The organism is Lactobacillus gallinarum DSM 10532 = JCM 2011 (genome assembly GCF_001434975.1).
GTDB classification, from domain to species: Bacteria; Bacillota; Bacilli; order Lactobacillales; family Lactobacillaceae; genus Lactobacillus; species Lactobacillus gallinarum.
Map to the genome: position 1 here is coordinate 1 of NZ_AZEL01000047.1, position 16,739 is coordinate 16,739.

Sequence of the window (16,739 nt, forward strand, 5' to 3'; positions counted from 1 at the left end):
TCAATTATCCCGTCGGATAACTAATTCACTATTTAGCTTAGAATGTTTATTATGGTTGATATTACAAATGCGAATATAGAGAAAATGTATGGGTTGAATGGCTTACATGAGGTTGTAGTTCAAAAGGGTAATGTTGGAAAGACCTACAATTATGCTCTTCAATTACTAAAACAGGGTACAGATGCGGTAGTATATCGTGCTCGTCATGGGAGAGATTTTGTGAAAGGAAAATGCAAGAATAGTAATGTTGAGCGATTGTATTTAGATGGGATTCATTCTGTTCCTGCTAATAAAACTTTGCAAGCAGCTGGTGGTCATACTCAAACTTGGGAATATGCTAATCGGACAGATTCTTATAGTGGAGCAAGTGAATGGTTTATCGGTACTAAGCCTAAAAAAGATCCTGATCATCCTTCAATTTATTGGGATACTCAAATTGCTAGAGTAAAGTTCAGTAAAGCTGAATATAAATTCAACACGCAATTACCTCGCATTTCCAATTTAAATCAAGCTGGTAGGAAATTTGGATTAGCATATAGTGGTAATGACTTGGTTAGATCTGAAGCAGCCGTATCTCCATCTCCAAATTATAGTTATTTTTTAATTGTTACTGTAGATAAAAGTGACACAGGATATTTTTCACTTTATAATTTGGAAGATGTTAACAATGCTTTAGATAGAGTTGGTACAGGTGATGTAAATTTGAAGACAGACGCATTAGCTGATCAGTGCTTGAAAGCATTTAAAATTAAAGGTCTAGTAAAAGAAATTACATCATTACAAGGATATGATATTGATGATAACCTGAATATTTATATTTCAAGTGAGGCACATCCAGATCAAACAGATATTTATTCTAAACCTAGAAAAATAGTCAAAATTCCATGGGAAGCTACTGAAGCTTCTGAATGGGATATAATTCGTTTAGATAATAGTTTTAAATTAAATGAATCGGGATTTGCTACAGAATTTGAAGGTATTCAAGTTAATAGTGAAAATGATCTTTATCTGACTGTTGCCTACCATGATAGTTCAGATTATACAACTCGAAAGAACAAAATTTTTAAGATTAATTGGTAGTTAATAAAAAAAGACCAATATGTTCAATGCTTAAACATATTGGTCTTTTTTTAATATTGCGTTCTTTGCATGTTGATAAATGATTTTGTTGGATGAGCTGAAAATGGCATTTTTGGCTTTTTAACTACATTTCCAGAGTAAATCCAGTATTGCGTGTTTTTAATATGATAAGAAGAATAAAGTGAGCCATTTAAAATATTGGCTTCATCGACTACTAATTTTTGTCCTCTTTTTAAGATCTTCTTGGCAAATTTACCAGATGGGTTCATAGCATATACATTTTTATCTGGTGGTAATGGCTTTCCAACTATTACAGTTGCTTGATTAGTAAAAACAGTTTTTTGGTTTATTCTTTTGATATTACAACATTTGATATATTTATTATTGTTCAACTTGTAGTATGGTTGAGATTTAATAACTTTATATGGAAGATAATATAAATCAACTTTAAAATCAGGACTTGATTGTAAATCTTGTCGTACTTGCACGTAATATCTCTTCACAGAATTTGTTTTTAGCAATTTTCCTGGAGCAGTAACAGCCTTATTCTTCTTGATGTAATTGTTTTTACCACGTAAACGTTGGCCTTTGTTGTTGTATACATAGGAGTTACTGTTTAAATACAGCTTCACATTATTGGCTGCCTTAACTGGGCGGGAATTCATGCTTAGTGAAACGATGCCCAAAAAGACGGTAATGAGAATGGTAAATATTGTTCTATTCTTTTTCATGTGTTAACACCTCATCAATATTCGAATGTTAACCATATTAAAGCACATAAATTGTGGGGGTACAATAATTCACACTGATCCCAAAAAGACGGCCATCAAGCCGCCTTTTTCACATATCTAATTTTAAGCACAAAAAAAGCACCGCCTTCTTGCAGTGCCATTTCCATATTATGGGTGGCCAGGGGATCGAACCCTGGACCCACGGATTAAGAGTCCGTTGCTCTGCCAGCTGAGCTAGCCACCCATATTTTTTATCAGCTCTCTCGCTGACAGTTAAATATATTACCAGTAGATTTTGCTTTTGACAAGTACTTTTTTAAAAAAAGTCAAAATAATTGCTCAAAAACATAAAAAAACAAAAAATCGGCCATTTGACCGATCAATCTTAAAGCTTATCTTCAATGTGATATGCAGTGCCAGTCTGATCTTCCTGCATCTTGTCTGCATAGTAGACAGCATAGATACCACTCTTATCATTTTTAGCAATTACAATCTGGCGGCCCGTTGGACGTTCTGCCTTAATAATTTGTGCACTTCTGCGTGCTTCCTTGAAGTCATGGGAAGATGCAATCGCATCCCCCGGATTGAAAAATACAGCTTCGTTCATAGTAAAGCCCCCTTAGTCAAAATATCTTATCTATATTTTACCAAGATCGGCAACCTTAAATCCAATTAGAAGATCAAAAAAAGAGATAGGATTAAAATCCTATCTCTAACTAATATATTATGGGTGGCCAGGGGATCGAACCCTGGACCCACGGATTAAGAGTCCGTTGCTCTGCCAGCTGAGCTAGCCACCCATGTGCTGAATCAATCAACAGATATTATTATGCAATTAACTGGCAAAAAATGCAAGACTTTTTTTAAATTTTTTCGATTTTTTTGGCTAAAACCGCAAAATCCAGTATAATGTAAGGGCAAAGGAGGCATTCCCGATGCCAAAAAAGATTCTCGTCGTCGACGATGAAAAGCCGATTTCTGATATCATTAAATTTAATTTAACTAAGGAAGGCTTTGATGTCGACACCGCCTATGATGGCGAAGAAGCTGTTAAGAAAGTTGACGAATACGATCCAGACTTAATGATCCTGGATTTAATGTTACCAAAGAAAGATGGACTCGAGGTTGCTCGTGAAGTTCGTCAAACGCACGATATGCCAATTATCATGGTAACAGCTAAAGATACTGAAATTGATAAAGTACTTGGTCTAGAAATGGGTGCTGATGACTATGTCACTAAGCCTTTCTCTAATAGAGAATTAGTTGCCCGCGTTAAAGCTAACTTGCGCCGTCGTGACATCGTTAAGAAGGCAGAAGCAGCCAGCCAAGATGATACAGATAAGAATATTAAGATCGGTAACTTGGTTATCATGCCAGATGCTTATATTGTTGAAAAAGATGGTCAAAAGATCGAACTTACTCACCGTGAATTTGAGCTTCTTTACTACTTAGCTCAACATATGGGGCAAGTTATGACTCGTGAACACCTTTTACAAACTGTGTGGGGCTATGACTACTTTGGCGATGTGCGTACAGTCGACGTAACTGTTCACCGCTTGAGAGAAAAGATTGAAGACAATCCAATTCAACCTCAGGTTTTGGTTACTCGTCGTGGTGTAGGATATTACGTAAAACAGCCAAGTGAAGGTTAATGAAGAAAGTCACAAAACTGAAAAGGTAAGTGACTTTCTTTTTTATGTTAAAAATGTTGAATGAATGATGAAAAAACTCGGAGAGAAATTAAACGCTACATTTAATTCAATTAATACTAAGCTAGCGATTGTGTTTATGTTGATGCTGCTAGCAACAATTGAAGTAATTGGAGCTTATTTTACCAGGCAATTAGAACAAAATAGTATTGAAAACTTTCAATCATCGATTCAGATTCAGACGATCGTAAGCAATCAGTTGGCCAATCAACTAGCCAGCGATAGCAAAAATGCCAATGATCGCTTGAATCAAATCGTCAATGATTATAACAATGACTCGATTAGTGAAATTATCGTTGTTGATAATAAAGATACGATTCGTGCGGTCTCTAATTTGAACGATAAAAGCAAGATTGGTCAGCGAATTAACAATACTGATGTTAAGCAAGTAATTTCAACCGGGCACCAGATTAATAAGGTGGTTGATGATCATGGCAATTACATGATTCAGATCTCGCCTTTAACTAGTGGCAACGGTTCGAACAACAATGTTGGTGCAATTTATGTTAAGGCCAGCATGCAGGATGTCTTCGATAATCTGCGGCAGATTTCCTTAACATTCTTGATTGCTTCATTAATTGCGGCACTACTTGGAGCATTTTTAGCACTAGTTATTTCCCGCGCAATTACTCAGCCGATTGAGGAAATGCAAAAACAGGCCCTGCATATTGCCAACGGTGATTATTCTAGTCAGGTAAAAATCTACTCAAACGATGAGTTGGGACAATTGGCCAAAGCCTTTAATACTTTGTCCGTTCGAATTGAACAATCGCAAGAAGAATCAGATAGTGAAAGACGTAGGCTAGATAGCGTGCTGTCGCACATGAGTGATGGGGTGCTTGCTACCGACCGTCACGGCAACGTCAGCGTCGTTAACCACATGGCACTTAGCTATTTGAATGCGAACGAAGATGAGATCATTAATAAGCCAATAGCAGAAGTTTTAGGTTTGAAAGATACATCGTCACAAGATTTGATTTCTAGCCAAAAGGAAATCGTTGTTACTCTTGATCCGGGTACGCGTGATGAAATTATTTTGCATGCTAGTTTTTCATTAATTAAGCGTGTAACAGGCTTCGTATCAGGTAGTGTTTGCGTTCTTCATGATGTCACGGAACAACAAAAGAATGAAAATTCACAAAGACAATTTGTTTCCAACGTCTCTCACGAGTTAAGAACACCTTTAACAAGTTTGCAAGCCTACATTGAAGCTTTAAATGAAGGTGCATGGAAAGATCCTGAAATTGCGCCTAAATTCTTGGAAGTCACTCAGCAAGAAACAAGTCGAATGATCAGAATGATTAACGACTTACTTAGCCTGTCCAGAATGGACCGTGGCGTTTCAAAGATGGATCTGGAATTCGTTAACTTGAATGACTTTGTAAACCATATTTTGAACCGGTTTGATATGATTGTGAAAACCGATAAAAATAAGGGCCACAAAAAGAAATACACTATCAAACGTGAGTTAGGCAATCAGGCCCTTTGGGTAGAGATTGACACTGACAAGATGATGCAGGTGATCGACAACATTATGAATAATGCGATTAAATATTCACCTGATGGTGGTGTGATCACCGTTCGCTTAACTCATAGTCAAGGTCACGTTATCTTGAGTATTTCTGATCAAGGATTAGGTATTCCTAGAAAGGACTTAGGTAAGATCTTCGATAGATTCTATCGTGTAGATAAGGCTCGTTCACGTGCTCAAGGCGGAACCGGGTTAGGTTTAGCCATTGCTAAAGAAATTGTGGAAGCTCATCATGGTCGAATTTGGGCTGATAGTAGCGAGGGCAAGGGCTCTACCTTCTATATTTCCTTGCCTTATGAACCAATGACAGAGGAGGATGACTGGGATGAAGTTTAAATTCAAATTCGGTGAATTTTTCTTAGGTTTAGCTACCCTGCTCGCCATTGTTCTTTCCATTGTTTTATGGATTTTTATCATGACGAGTGACCAGCGTTTTAGCAATATTGGTCAAAATCAGAATAATACTACAAAAGAGCAGGCTCGTAGCCATAGTGCAAAATCACTGTATGATCTGTACATTCCAACTACTTCATACGGTTTTGTAGACGGCAGATTATGCCAGTTGTATGATTCAAAAAATAATTTAACTTTGGAATTTACCAAGGAAATTCAAAAAGCCAAGGCAGTTAGCGATGTAAAGAAAATTGTTAAGTCTCGCGCTAAGTACGAAGAATATTTAAATGATGATGCTTATTTGCAATTAGTTTATCCTGATGAAATCACTTTTTCTTTGTTCAATCATTTGAATAATTCTAATAATGATAATCGAGAATTTAACCGTTTCTTTGTTTCGCATTCCAATAACATTATTTATTTAGGCAATGATCAAACTAGTGCGATTTACCGCATTAAGATCAAGGGCGCTAACTTTGATAAGTTGCGTAAATTTGCTCGTAATGCCAAAACTAAGAGTCCAGTACACTTGGTTAAATTGCAGGAAGGTTATTCACCATTCTATAGTCGAACAACCAATAGCCAGGTTTACAGCTATTTGACTAATAACCAGTCTTATTCTTACTTCGTTTCTCGCTTATTGGGAACTTCTGGAGTAACTAGCAAGACTAATAAGAGTGGACAAACCATCTATTCTCTCAACTATTACACCAGATTAAAGGTGCCAGATCCTGAATCAGGTGAGCATAATTACTTGTATACTCATTTTGAAAAGAATAAGATTCCGAATGCAACTAACCGTCTGCTTGATAGCGTGTACTACGTGCACCAATTGGGATTAACCGAACAAGATCTGCGATTCTTTGACGCGGATGGCTCTAATGTGGGCTATGTCAACTATATTGAAGGGATTCCTGTTTTCTTGAACCAGCATGATTTGCAGGTTAAAACTACTTTTTCATATGATTCAATTAACGTTGCCTTCAACAGTGTCAATTTCCAAATTCCGATTCCTTTTGATGGTCAAACTCAAGAGTTAAAGCCGACTGCTGAGGTAGTGAGTGAACTAGGTGCGCATGGTCTTAAGCAATCTGATATTCAACGAATTATTGTAGGTTTCAAGATAGAAAAGGATTCTAGTCACCATAGCTTGATTAACTTAATTCCAACTTATTACGTAAAGGCTTACGATGAGTGGAAGAGTGTTGACGAGTGGGAAAAGAAGAATGTAGCTCCTTACCGTAAACCTGGGGAGACAGTTAAAACTAATGAGGTGAAATAAAAATGGACCATAAACGAATAGAATGGCTGTTTTTCATTGTTTTCTTATTGATCGATATCTATTTGGGGATTGAGATTCTACGTTCACCCGTCAATTTGAGCGGAGCAGATACAACCACTCGCAGCGTGGCCAGCATTCGTTCAGAAATGAAGTCAGATAATATTGATTTGCCAGATAAACTTTCTAATGCACCTGCCTCAGGCTATTATTTAGCAACCAAAAACCGTAATTATCTTTCCAATAAAATAGATGCTTTGACCAATGTTAACGTACGCTATTCTAAAGACGAAAATGTTCTTTACGCTGCACCTAAGATGACAACGCTCTTGGATAAAAATCCTAAAAAGGCACTGGAACAAGTAAATAAATTCAAGAATGATCCTAAGAATGTCCCTTATGGAAAAGAATTCAAGTATGAGCCAGATATGTCCAGCGAAGACAATTATGTTTTTGTACAAACAACTGACTATGGCGAGATTTATGCTGGTTCAGCTCAATTGAGCATCGCGGTCAAGGATCATCAGATTATCAATTATGCGGAATCTTACATGGGTCCAGCTAGTCCAGTAAGAGAATTACAGTCAACGATCAGTGCAGTGCGTGCAGTGCGTGCGATGTATACTAATCGAGAGTTGACTAACAATTCGAAGGTAACGCAAATTAAGTTGGGCTATTCTAAGTTGACTGAAGTTCGTGGCAGTACGATTTTGTTACCGACTTGGTTAGTCTGGATAGAAAACAAGACCACTAAGAATATTACGTTAAAGCGAGTTAACGCATATACGGCGCAAATGCTCCAGTCGACTACGTATAACGTTGAAAAGTAGAGAGGTAAAGACAAAGATGAAGGTTTCCGTTTTAGCGAGCGGGTCAACCGGTAATACTAGTTTAATCGAAACAGGCCAGCATAAAATCCTTATGGATGCTGGCCTTTCTGGCAAAAAAACTAAGCAATTATTGGCCGATGTTGGCGTAGATATTAATGATATTGATATGGCGTTTTTGAGTCATGACCATACGGACCATAGCGGTGGTTTAGGCGTTTTGATGCGCCGTTATCCCAAGATCGATGCTTTTGCTAATAGCGGCACATGGCAGTATCTATTAGATACGCAAAAGATTGGCAAGTTACCGGCAGAGCAGATGAATACGATTGAACCGGGACAGACTAAGACTTTTGGCGATCTCGATGTCACGGCATTTGCAACTAGTCATGATGCGGCCGAGCCACAGTATTATGTTTTTACAAGTGGTGGAAAACGAATTGCGTTTTTAACAGATACAGGCTATGTCTCTGAAGAAGTTGAGGGGACGATTGAGGATGCGGATGCCTATATGATGGAATTCAATTATGATACTATGATGCTAAGAGATGGACCGTATTCTTGGTCGCTTAAGCAGCGAATTCTGTCAGATGTTGGGCATTTGTCAAACGATGAAGCAGCCCAGGCTTTAGTTGATGTGGTAACGCCCAAGACGAAGCATATCTTTTTGGCACACCGTAGTCAGCATAATAATACGGAATACTTAGCACATGAGACGGCGAAAGAAATGCTGATTGAAGGGGATGCAAATTTGAGTGATGATGTGCAAATTATTGATACAGAACCCGCTAGTCCAACAAAGTTGATAGAAATTTAGCAGTTTTTGTATAGATTATTCATATATTTTTCAAATTTGCTTGGTATAGTATTAACAATGATATGAGGGGAGAGTAACGGTATGGTAGAAAATCAAAATGATAATCAAAATCAACCTAGAAGAAAGAGCGGTAACAAAATTATCGCTACTGCAGCAATCGTTGGCGTAGTTGGCGGACTTGTCGGCGGTGGCGTGTCTTATTACGCAATGGACCAAATGAATAATGGTCAAGCTAATAACACTGCACAAACCAGTATTTCTTCAAGCAGCAGCAAGGTTTCTGAAAAGAGTGCCAAAAATGGTGGTACGATGACTGCTGCTTATAATGATGTGAAAGGTGCGGTTGTTTCTGTCATTAATTTGAAGCGACAATCAGCTTCAAGCGGTGCAGATTCACTTTATAGTAGCTTGTTTGGCGATGATAGCGACAGTTCTTCAAGTAAGAGCGGCAAGCTTGAAACTTATAGTGAAGGTTCTGGTGTCGTTTACATGAAATCTAATGGTAAAGGCTACATTGTAACTAACAACCACGTTATTTCCGGTAGTGACGCAGTACAAGTTTTGCTTGCTAATGGTAAAACTGTAAATGCTAAGGTTGTGGGTAAAGATAGTACAACTGACTTAGCCGTTTTATCAATTGATGCTAAGTATGTAACTCAAACGGCTCAATTCGGCGATTCTAAGCACCTAGAAGCCGGTCAAACCGTAATTGCGGTTGGTTCACCACTTGGTAGTGAATATGCTTCTACGGTAACGCAAGGGATTATTTCAGCACCTGCAAGAACAATCTCTACTTCATCAGGCAATCAACAAACAGTTATCCAAACTGATGCCGCAATTAACCCAGGTAACTCTGGTGGTGCATTAGTTAACTCAGCTGGTCAAGTTATTGGTATTAACTCAATGAAGTTGGCACAATCAAGCGATGGTACTTCTGTAGAGGGGATGGGCTTCGCAATTCCTTCAAATGAAGTAGTAACTATTGTTAATGAACTGGTTAAGAAGGGTAAGATTACGCGTCCACAACTTGGCGTGAGAGTAATCGCACTTCAAGGTATTCCAGAAGGTTACAGAAGCCGTTTGAAGATTAAGTCTAACCTTAAGAGTGGTATTTACATTGCATCTGTCAATAAGAGTGGTTCTGCTGCAAATGCAGGCATTAAGAGTGGCGATGTCATTACTAAGGTTGACGGCAAGAAAGTTGACGATGTTGCATCGTTACACAGTATCCTTTACAGTCACAAAGTCGGTGATACCGTAAATGTAACCGTGAACAGAAATGGTAAATACGTTGACATGAAGGTAAAACTTGAAGGCAACTAATTAATAAATAAAAATATTTAAGCAAAGAAAAAGAGCTATATCATGCGGATTAAATGCAGATATAGCTTTTTTTATTAACTATAATAATGTGTAACAAGAAAAAGTTCGTTTTCTTCATTTGTCAAGAAACTGCTAATGAAAGAGTGCTTGTTGACAAATGTGGATAACTCTGTGGATTGTGGATAACTCGGCTGATTTTGTGCTTGATTAGTGTGGATAATATTTTTAAAAATAAGTGAATAAATTTTGTTAAAACGTGCGTTCATGCTGGTATGTTAGGCTTTTTAACGTAAAGTTTGTGAAAAATGCTTATCCATAGGTAAAATGTGGGAAAGTTTTTTGAAAAAAATTCAATAAAATTTTGACCACAAAGTATTGAAGATGCAGTTAATAATACCACAAAATGTAGATTGTGTTTTGAACAGGATGTGGAAAACTACAGTGGAATTTCTGTTAATTTTGATGATAAACTAGTAAGTATGAATATTAAGATTGTTTGTGTTGGAAAATTAAAAGAAAAGTATTTTAAAGATGCGATTGCGGAATATAAAAAGCGGCTAAGCCGCTTTGCGAAAGTGTCGATTGTACAGGTGCCTGATGAAAAAGCACCGGAGAAATTCAGTGCGGCTGAAGATGAACGCGTCAAGCAGATCGAAGGCGAGCGGATTCTGAGCAAGATTAAGGATAAGGAGTATGTCTACGTGACTGCGATTAAGGGTAAGCAGCGCAGTAGTGAGGAATTTGCGAAGGAGATTCAGGATCTGGCTACGTATGGTCATTCGGATATCACGTTTGTGATTGGCGGCAGCCTGGGAACCAGCGATGCTGTTAATAAGCGCGGGGATGACCTGATTAGTTTTGGTAAGTTGACGATGCCGCACCAGTTGATGCGGGTGGTATTGATTGAGCAGATCTATCGTGCGTTCATGATTAATTCGGGTAGTCCGTATCATAAGTAGAGCAAAAATCCCTAATAAGGGATTTTTTAATTTGCGCATTTTCAAAATAATGTATACTCATTTCACGATAGAAATATACTATGCCATTAGTTTAAGTTAAGTGATTTTAGATATTTAGGAAGGACAAAATCATGAACAAGAGAACTAAATTAATCAGCTTGGCTGTAGCTGCCTTGTTAACGGTAGCACCTACAATTACTTCAACTGTACAAGCTGATACTACGACAAATGCTGTTACTACTACTGCTAATAAAACTAGCACTAATCCTGTAATTACATTTGCTGGTAAAAGTTATGATCAGGATCAATCAATTAATGATGTAACGGATAATGCTTCATTTAATTACATCCCTGTAAGAAAAGTGAATTCTATGAGTGATACACTTGCAGCAATTCAAAAAGCTTTTACAGCTACAGTTTCTAGCAATGATAAAACTCCTGTAACAGTTAAAGTTAACATGGATAGTTTTAACTGGGAGGTAGCTGGTAAATATCCAACTACGGTAACTGTGGTACAGTAACAGTTAACAATGTTTCATATACTAGACTTAATAGTGCCAATTCGGATATATACATTCATACCTCTGATATTGAAGGTAGCGGCAGTACGTCTAGTGATACTAAGCTCACTACTTCTGCGGAACCAGTTAATAAGACTTTGATGCATACTGCTATTCTTTATAACGATAAAGGTAAGTCATTAGGCAAAAAGTATTACTCTTATCGTAAAGTTTCTGTTTTACCAAATACAGTAGATATTAATGGTAGCGAATATTATAAATTAGCTTTAGGAGACGACTACAACGAGGCTTACATCAAGGCTTCAAATATAAGCGTACTTTAAAACGTAACGCCTACGTTTACGCAACCAGCAAGCGCCGTGCCGATTACACTGTACTTAGAAAGGGTCGAATCATCACCACATATGGTGGCTCATACAAGTTCAGGAACGGCAAGCGCTACTACCAGGTAGCCGGCGCAACCGCAACCAACAAACGCTACGTTAAAGTAGTGAATTTCAAATAGGCTCACAAACGCAGTGAAAGAATGAAGAAAGACGAAGAAGCAGAAATTGCTCCTTCGTTTTTGTTTTATTCTTAAAAAAGTAAACGTATTTAACATTTTTACATCAAAAAAGACTGACCAATCAAGGTCAGTCTATTATTATTCATCATATTGATCCAGCCACTTCTGCAGCAGTGCAACATATTCATCAGTTTGTTCAACAAATGACATGTGGCCGCATCCTTCAAACAACCGCCACTTACTGCCGACAATCTCGTCTTGCATTGTTTTAGCCACATATGGCGTACATAAATCATCGGTTCCACTCGTAATCAGAGTTGGAACTTTTATTTTGCCTAATTTATTCGTGTACTCATAGTCATGCAGATTGCCTTCCGGAGTATATTCATTCGGTCCCCATGCTGTTTCATACGCAACGGTGCCGCCACGCTTTTTGCGCATCACGCACTCCGGCCAGGTCTTCGTCATATCGATGGCATGTTGATTCATGAAATGCTCGTTAGCCTTCAAATAGTCAGGATCGTTAAAATTGCTGGTCAACTCAGCTCTATGAATCGCTGCTTGCTCCTCAATTGGCAAATACTTAATCATGCGGTGGAGTTCTTTACTCCAAAGGGATGCCGATGACAGGGTAGAAGACAGAATCAAGCTCTGAATGCCTTTTGGATGATAGTCACACATGTAAATAATGGCGAGCATCCCGCCCCAGCTTTGTCCAAGCAAATGCATCTTGCGTAATGCCAAATGTTCACGTAACGCTACTAATTCCTTCACCCAAGTTTCCTTAGTGTAAAGTTCAGGATGATCATCAGGGATGCTGCTTTCACCGCAACCTAATTGGTCATACATAATGATGCGGCGCCCGTCTTTTTGTGCTAATTCATCCAGCACCTCAAAATAATTGTGGCTTGAGCCAGGTCCGCCATGAAGCAGCACTAGCGGCGGCTTTTTGCTTCTTTTACCAACAATTCGATAATAAGTTTCGTAGCCCATGAAGGGCATCTTTCCTTCAATAATTTCCATCTTTTTGCCTACTTAAAAATAAACAACGAAATATTAACCAAAATCAATAAAGTAAAGAAGATCAGCCAATATTTTTTTGTTAATGGAATTGCCACGATAGTTGATCTCTTCTGTCCTTCGACATAGCCGTGGGATTCCATTCCTTGCGCTAAATTGTCGGCGGAGTTGAGTGCTACCAAGATTGACTTAAAGTAGAGTACCGGTGACCAAAAACTCAGATACATCCCGCGCATCATGGCCGCAGCTCTAATTTGTTTAACTGCAATTTTCATTCGCGGAATAATATTGATTGCCGCCAAAACGCCATACGCAAATTTACTAGGTAGATGCAGATTTTGTTCAAGCGAACGAGCGAAATCTGTCGCCGTAGTGTTTCTCGTGACACAAGCAATGGTCAAAGTATAAACGTACACACGGGTCGACAGATTCCAAGCGTAATATGCATCAGGCGTCGGTGAGAACCAAAACAGCGTCGCAAATATCGTGAACGCTGCGATAAATGGCACGGCGATTAACAAAATCAATTCCTTGATCCTGATTCTAGTAATTAATAGATAAATCAACGCAAAAACAATGACAATCAAATTGGTAGTTAAGCTAGCCTTCAAAGATATTTCCAGGGAAATAATAAAAGCCAAAATAAACTTTAAACTAGGATTCATGGCTACTCCTCCACATATTTTAGCTGCTGGTCCGCAAAAACAAGCCTGTAATCGCAAAATTGAGCTAATTCGTCTATCTGATGGCTAATGATTAAAAACGTCTGGTGGAGCTTCTCTTGGCATTCTTGCATCAGTTGCAGAACTAACTCAATCGAGTCATGATCCAGTCCGCTCAGAGGCTCATCAATTAGCAACACATTATGCTTAGTCATCAGCATTAACAAAATTTGCAGCTTCTTTTGCTGACCACCAGATAAAGAATAAACTACTTGATCAAGATGCTGTTTTAGCTGTAATTTGTCTAGCCATTCATCAATTTTTTCATCAGTAAAAAAGTGATTGCGGTCTTTTTTGCTTAACTCAATCTCATCCTTGACGGTGACTGTTAAGAACTGATCGCTTGCCTTTTGAAAAATTTGTGCTACCTGAGATAAATATTTATGGTATTTTATCTTTGCAATTTCATTATCTAAATAGGTAAAATTACCTTTGTACGGAATCATTTTAGTCATTGCTTTAAATAGTGATGTTTTGCCGACACCATTTGAACCAGTAATTAGAGTTGTTTTGCCGTAGATTTTTAGTTTGTTTTGTTTAAGCAAAAGACGATTTTGTCTGATCTGTGTCTTGTTTAGCTCGAAAACGGGTGTGCCGGTTGGCAACACAAAAGAATAAGATCGTGCATGGAATTGTTTATTTTGCGTAAACAATTTATTTTTTTCATTAGCAGATAATTCTTTAACGGTTTTACCTTCAAATTGATATAGTTGATCACAAATTTGCTCATAATCATCCAATACGTGGTCGCTTAATAGGATCGTTCTTCCAGTTTCAGCTAAGCTTGCTAATTTTTTTATCAAAAAATGACGTGTGTTAGGATCACAACTAGCAAAAGGTTCATCTAGCAAAAAAACATCGACATCCATTGCGATTAAGACGGCTAGGGCTACACGCTGCTGTTGACCACCTGATAATGTACTAATTTTTTGGTCAAGCAAATCTGCAATTTTGGTGAATTCCACTGCCTTTTTTATGTGGAGGTCATAATCCTTAGCTTTTATTTGCAAATTTTCTAACGCAAAGACGATTTCTTCACGTGGCGTTGTCATCGTAAATTGTTCCGCAGCATTTTGAAACATCATGGCCGCTTTTTGACCATGAAGATCAATTCCTCCTGTTAATTTTCCAGCATATTTTGGATAGAGTCCCGCAATAATTTTTAGTAGCGTGGATTTGCCGCAACCTGTTGGTCCAATTAAAAGATTAAAACCAGGTGCGATATTCATATTAAGCTGGTGGATAAGGGGTTCTTTTTCGTAAGAAAAGGTTACATCACTAATTTCTATCATCATAATTCTGATTGTACAAAATGATTTTTTGCCTGTCTACTGCCGTAAAAGAGTCATTTCGATACAATAAAGCAATTATACACAATGCTAAATATCTTTTTGTTTTATAATGTACTTATAGTACTATTATTATTTGTTTAATTAAGGAAGGTGGACATATGGCAGCTGTTGCTCTGGATCAATATCTGGCTAGCGTATTAAAATCAAACATAACAGATAAGAACGAGGTAAAACTCGAGGCTGGCAATCCCGATTTTGATCTGTTTACAATCTACCTTGAAAATCATAATACTGGCATTCATCGCTATCGCATGGATGTCTCGACAATCTTATATGTCGCCAAAGGTACTGTGACGATTAAGAGTGGTGAAAAGATTATCCCAATGAAATCCGGTAATGTTCTTTTACTTACGGAAAATAGCATTTATGAGATTACCAAACAAACATCAGATACAGTACTTGCTAAACTAAAATTTAAGCCCGGTTTTAGATATCGTAAATACTTTAATGATTTTAGTTGTAAAGGCAGCAGGGAAATGAAGGTTATTAAGCAAATAGTTGATAGCCTTGAAAACGAGCATGCTTTATGGTTAAAAAATAATCAAATCACTCGTGCCTCTCAAGTAATGCAACATATTATTGGAGGATATTTGAATAATGATATCTTCATCAAGGCATTAATTCAGGCCGAGTTAACGGTGATGCTTATTATTTCAATTAGAACCCAAAGAATGGCAACGCCAACTAATTTGGATAAAACTAAATTTGAAAAGAAATCATTGAATAATTATATTGATATGCACTTTGCGGATGCATCTCTAGCAGAAGCAGCTAAGTACTTTGGCTTTAATCCTAACTATTTCTCAAATATGGTTAAAGCTAAGACTGGTAAGAGCTTTGTTGATCATGTAGATGAGAGAAGAATGCAAGAAGCACGTGAATTGCTTGCCCAACCAGATTTATCATTGAAAGAAATTATCGGGCGTGTAGGTTATTCAAGCAAGTCTTTCTTCTATAAGAAATTCAACCAATACTATCACATGACGCCAGCTGCTATGCGAGAAGAGCTATTTAGACAAGCTAATATCAATTTAAAGTAAAAAGAATCTGGAAATTTTCCAGATTCTTTTTTTACATGTGTTCAAGTCTGTTAATTCTATCTTCTGTAGGTGGGTGAGTATCGAAAAGATGCGATAGGCCATGATTATGGAATGGATTTTCGATATATAGCCCAGCACTACTACGATCAGCCTGCTTCATTGGCTGACTATTTTCGATTTTTCTCAAAGCAGAAATTAATCCTTGCGGATTACGCGTTAATTCTACAGAGGAAGCATCTGCTAAATATTCTCTATTGCGTGAAAGAGCCATTTGAGCAAGGGAAGCCGATAATGGTCCTAAGATTAAAACAAAGACAATGGCTACCACTTTAAAGATTATCTCAAAGGCATTTGAATCACGATCATCGTCACGATCGCGGCCGCCACCAGCAAACCAGATGTAACGAGATGCCATGCCGGAAATAAAGGAAATTACTCCGACCAGCACAACAGCAATGGTGGAAAGCAGAATGTCGTAATTGCGTACATGTGATAATTCATGTCCTAGTACGCCTTCTAGTTCCTCACGATCCATCAGTTGAAGAATGCCTTCTGTTACAGCTACCGCACTGTGGTTAGGATCTCGTCCTGTCGCAAAGGCGTTGGGACTTGGATCAGGAATAATATAGACGCGGGGCATTGGTACCCTTGCTACCATAGCCATATCTTCAACGATATGCCACAATTCAGGATTATCTGCTTCCTGAATTTCTTGAGCATGGTTAAGACTCATAATCATATTGGCCGGATTTTGCCACATAATTAATAAGTAAATTAAACTACCTGCTAAGGCAATGATGATTCCCATCCATGGACTATTGCTAAAAAGATAGCCTAGTCCAGCACCAACGAGGGCTAAAATTACCACAAAGAGAACCATAATTAACGCAGTTTTACGCTTGTTACGGGCAATTTGTTGGTATAACATAA

18 protein-coding genes and 2 tRNA genes are annotated in these 16,739 nt (G+C 37.9%); 12 read left to right on the forward strand and 8 right to left on the reverse strand.

Features of this window, described 5'->3' with window-relative positions:
* Positions 1–51: 51 nt before the first annotated feature.
* Entirely contained in the window at positions 52–1,080 is a 1,029-nt protein-coding gene (locus FC37_RS05785) for a helveticin J family class III bacteriocin (protein WP_025005633.1), read from the forward strand.
* Positions 1,081–1,130: 50 nt separating this feature from the next.
* On the opposite strand, the gene FC37_RS05790 is transcribed toward FC37_RS05785, so the two are convergent.
* The 4 genes from FC37_RS05790 to FC37_RS05805 form a co-directional block, all read right to left on the reverse strand.
* Positions 1,131–1,811 (reverse strand): SLAP domain-containing protein, encoded by a 681-nt coding sequence (locus FC37_RS05790; protein ID WP_025005632.1) that lies wholly within the window; start codon positions 1,809–1,811, stop codon positions 1,131–1,133.
* Positions 1,812–1,982: 171 nt separating this feature from the next.
* Positions 1,983–2,055 (reverse strand) — tRNA-Lys (locus FC37_RS05795).
* A gap of 141 nt (positions 2,056–2,196) precedes the next feature.
* A complete protein-coding gene (locus FC37_RS05800) occupies positions 2,197–2,418 on the reverse strand; it encodes a hypothetical protein (RefSeq protein WP_025005631.1) in 222 nt (73 codons plus the stop codon).
* Between the two features lie 120 nt (positions 2,419–2,538).
* A tRNA-Lys gene (locus FC37_RS05805) sits at positions 2,539–2,611 on the reverse strand.
* 135 nt (positions 2,612–2,746) lie between these two features.
* Between FC37_RS05805 and yycF the strand changes: the two genes are divergently transcribed.
* From yycF to FC37_RS05850, 10 genes are all read left to right on the forward strand, one after another.
* The gene (gene yycF, locus FC37_RS05810; protein ID WP_056945541.1) at positions 2,747–3,463 is read left to right on the forward strand and encodes a response regulator YycF; all 717 of its coding nucleotides are present in this window, start codon (positions 2,747–2,749) and stop codon (positions 3,461–3,463) included.
* 67 nt (positions 3,464–3,530) lie between these two features.
* A complete protein-coding gene (gene walK, locus FC37_RS05815) occupies positions 3,531–5,387 on the forward strand; it encodes a cell wall metabolism sensor histidine kinase WalK (protein ID WP_025005630.1) in 1,857 nt (618 codons plus the stop codon).
* Entirely contained in the window at positions 5,377–6,726 is a 1,350-nt protein-coding gene (locus tag FC37_RS05820) for a YycH family regulatory protein (RefSeq protein WP_025005629.1), read from the forward strand. The genes walK and FC37_RS05820 overlap by 11 nt, the downstream gene beginning before the upstream one ends.
* Before the next feature lie 2 nt (positions 6,727–6,728).
* A complete protein-coding gene (locus tag FC37_RS05825) occupies positions 6,729–7,553 on the forward strand; it encodes a two-component system regulatory protein YycI (RefSeq protein WP_025005628.1) in 825 nt (274 codons plus the stop codon).
* A 16-nt stretch (positions 7,554–7,569) separates the two neighbouring features.
* Positions 7,570–8,367, forward strand: coding sequence for an MBL fold metallo-hydrolase (locus tag FC37_RS05830; RefSeq protein WP_056945542.1), 798 nt, complete (start codon positions 7,570–7,572; stop codon positions 8,365–8,367).
* 81 nt (positions 8,368–8,448) lie between these two features.
* Positions 8,449–9,690, forward strand: coding sequence for a S1C family serine protease (locus tag FC37_RS05835; RefSeq protein WP_025005627.1), 1,242 nt, complete (start codon positions 8,449–8,451; stop codon positions 9,688–9,690).
* A gap of 479 nt (positions 9,691–10,169) precedes the next feature.
* The gene (gene rlmH, locus FC37_RS05840) at positions 10,170–10,649 is read left to right on the forward strand and encodes a 23S rRNA (pseudouridine(1915)-N(3))-methyltransferase RlmH (RefSeq protein WP_014918062.1); all 480 of its coding nucleotides are present in this window, start codon (positions 10,170–10,172) and stop codon (positions 10,647–10,649) included.
* Between the two features lie 131 nt (positions 10,650–10,780).
* On the forward strand, positions 10,781–11,170 hold the full coding sequence (locus tag FC37_RS05845) for a hypothetical protein (protein WP_025005626.1): 390 nt from the start codon (positions 10,781–10,783) through the stop codon (positions 11,168–11,170).
* A gap of 140 nt (positions 11,171–11,310) precedes the next feature.
* Positions 11,311–11,493, forward strand: coding sequence for an SLAP domain-containing protein (locus FC37_RS10805; RefSeq protein WP_236697290.1), 183 nt, complete (start codon positions 11,311–11,313; stop codon positions 11,491–11,493).
* A complete protein-coding gene (locus FC37_RS05850) occupies positions 11,430–11,675 on the forward strand; it encodes an SLAP domain-containing protein (RefSeq protein WP_236697294.1) in 246 nt (81 codons plus the stop codon). Before FC37_RS10805 ends, FC37_RS05850 begins: the two co-directional genes overlap by 64 nt.
* 138 nt (positions 11,676–11,813) lie before the next feature.
* Here FC37_RS05850 and pepI read toward each other — a convergent pair whose 3' ends face one another.
* Genes pepI through FC37_RS05865 form a run of 3 tightly spaced genes read right to left on the reverse strand, consistent with a single transcriptional unit; the run spans position 11,814 to position 14,712 of the window.
* Positions 11,814–12,698 carry a proline iminopeptidase gene (pepI, locus tag FC37_RS05855; RefSeq protein WP_025005625.1) on the reverse strand — a complete coding sequence of 295 codons (885 nt, stop codon included), beginning with the start codon at positions 12,696–12,698 and terminating at the stop codon, positions 11,814–11,816.
* 8 nt (positions 12,699–12,706) lie between these two features.
* Positions 12,707–13,360, reverse strand: a complete 654-nt coding sequence (locus FC37_RS05860; RefSeq protein ID WP_025005624.1) for an energy-coupling factor transporter transmembrane component T family protein — start codon at positions 13,358–13,360, stop codon at positions 12,707–12,709.
* A gap of 2 nt (positions 13,361–13,362) precedes the next feature.
* Complete coding sequence (locus tag FC37_RS05865) at positions 13,363–14,712, reverse strand: ATP-binding cassette domain-containing protein (protein ID WP_025005623.1); 1,350 nt, start codon at positions 14,710–14,712, stop codon at positions 13,363–13,365.
* A 155-nt stretch (positions 14,713–14,867) separates the two neighbouring features.
* Between FC37_RS05865 and FC37_RS05870 the strand changes: the two genes are divergently transcribed.
* Positions 14,868–15,809: a helix-turn-helix domain-containing protein gene (locus tag FC37_RS05870; protein ID WP_056945543.1), complete on the forward strand. Its 942-nt coding sequence runs from the start codon at positions 14,868–14,870 to the stop codon at positions 15,807–15,809.
* 31 nt (positions 15,810–15,840) lie between these two features.
* Here FC37_RS05870 and htpX read toward each other — a convergent pair whose 3' ends face one another.
* Positions 15,841–16,737, reverse strand: a complete 897-nt coding sequence (gene htpX / locus FC37_RS05875) for a zinc metalloprotease HtpX (protein ID WP_025005622.1) — start codon at positions 16,735–16,737, stop codon at positions 15,841–15,843.
* Between the last annotated feature and the right edge of the window lie 2 nt (positions 16,738–16,739).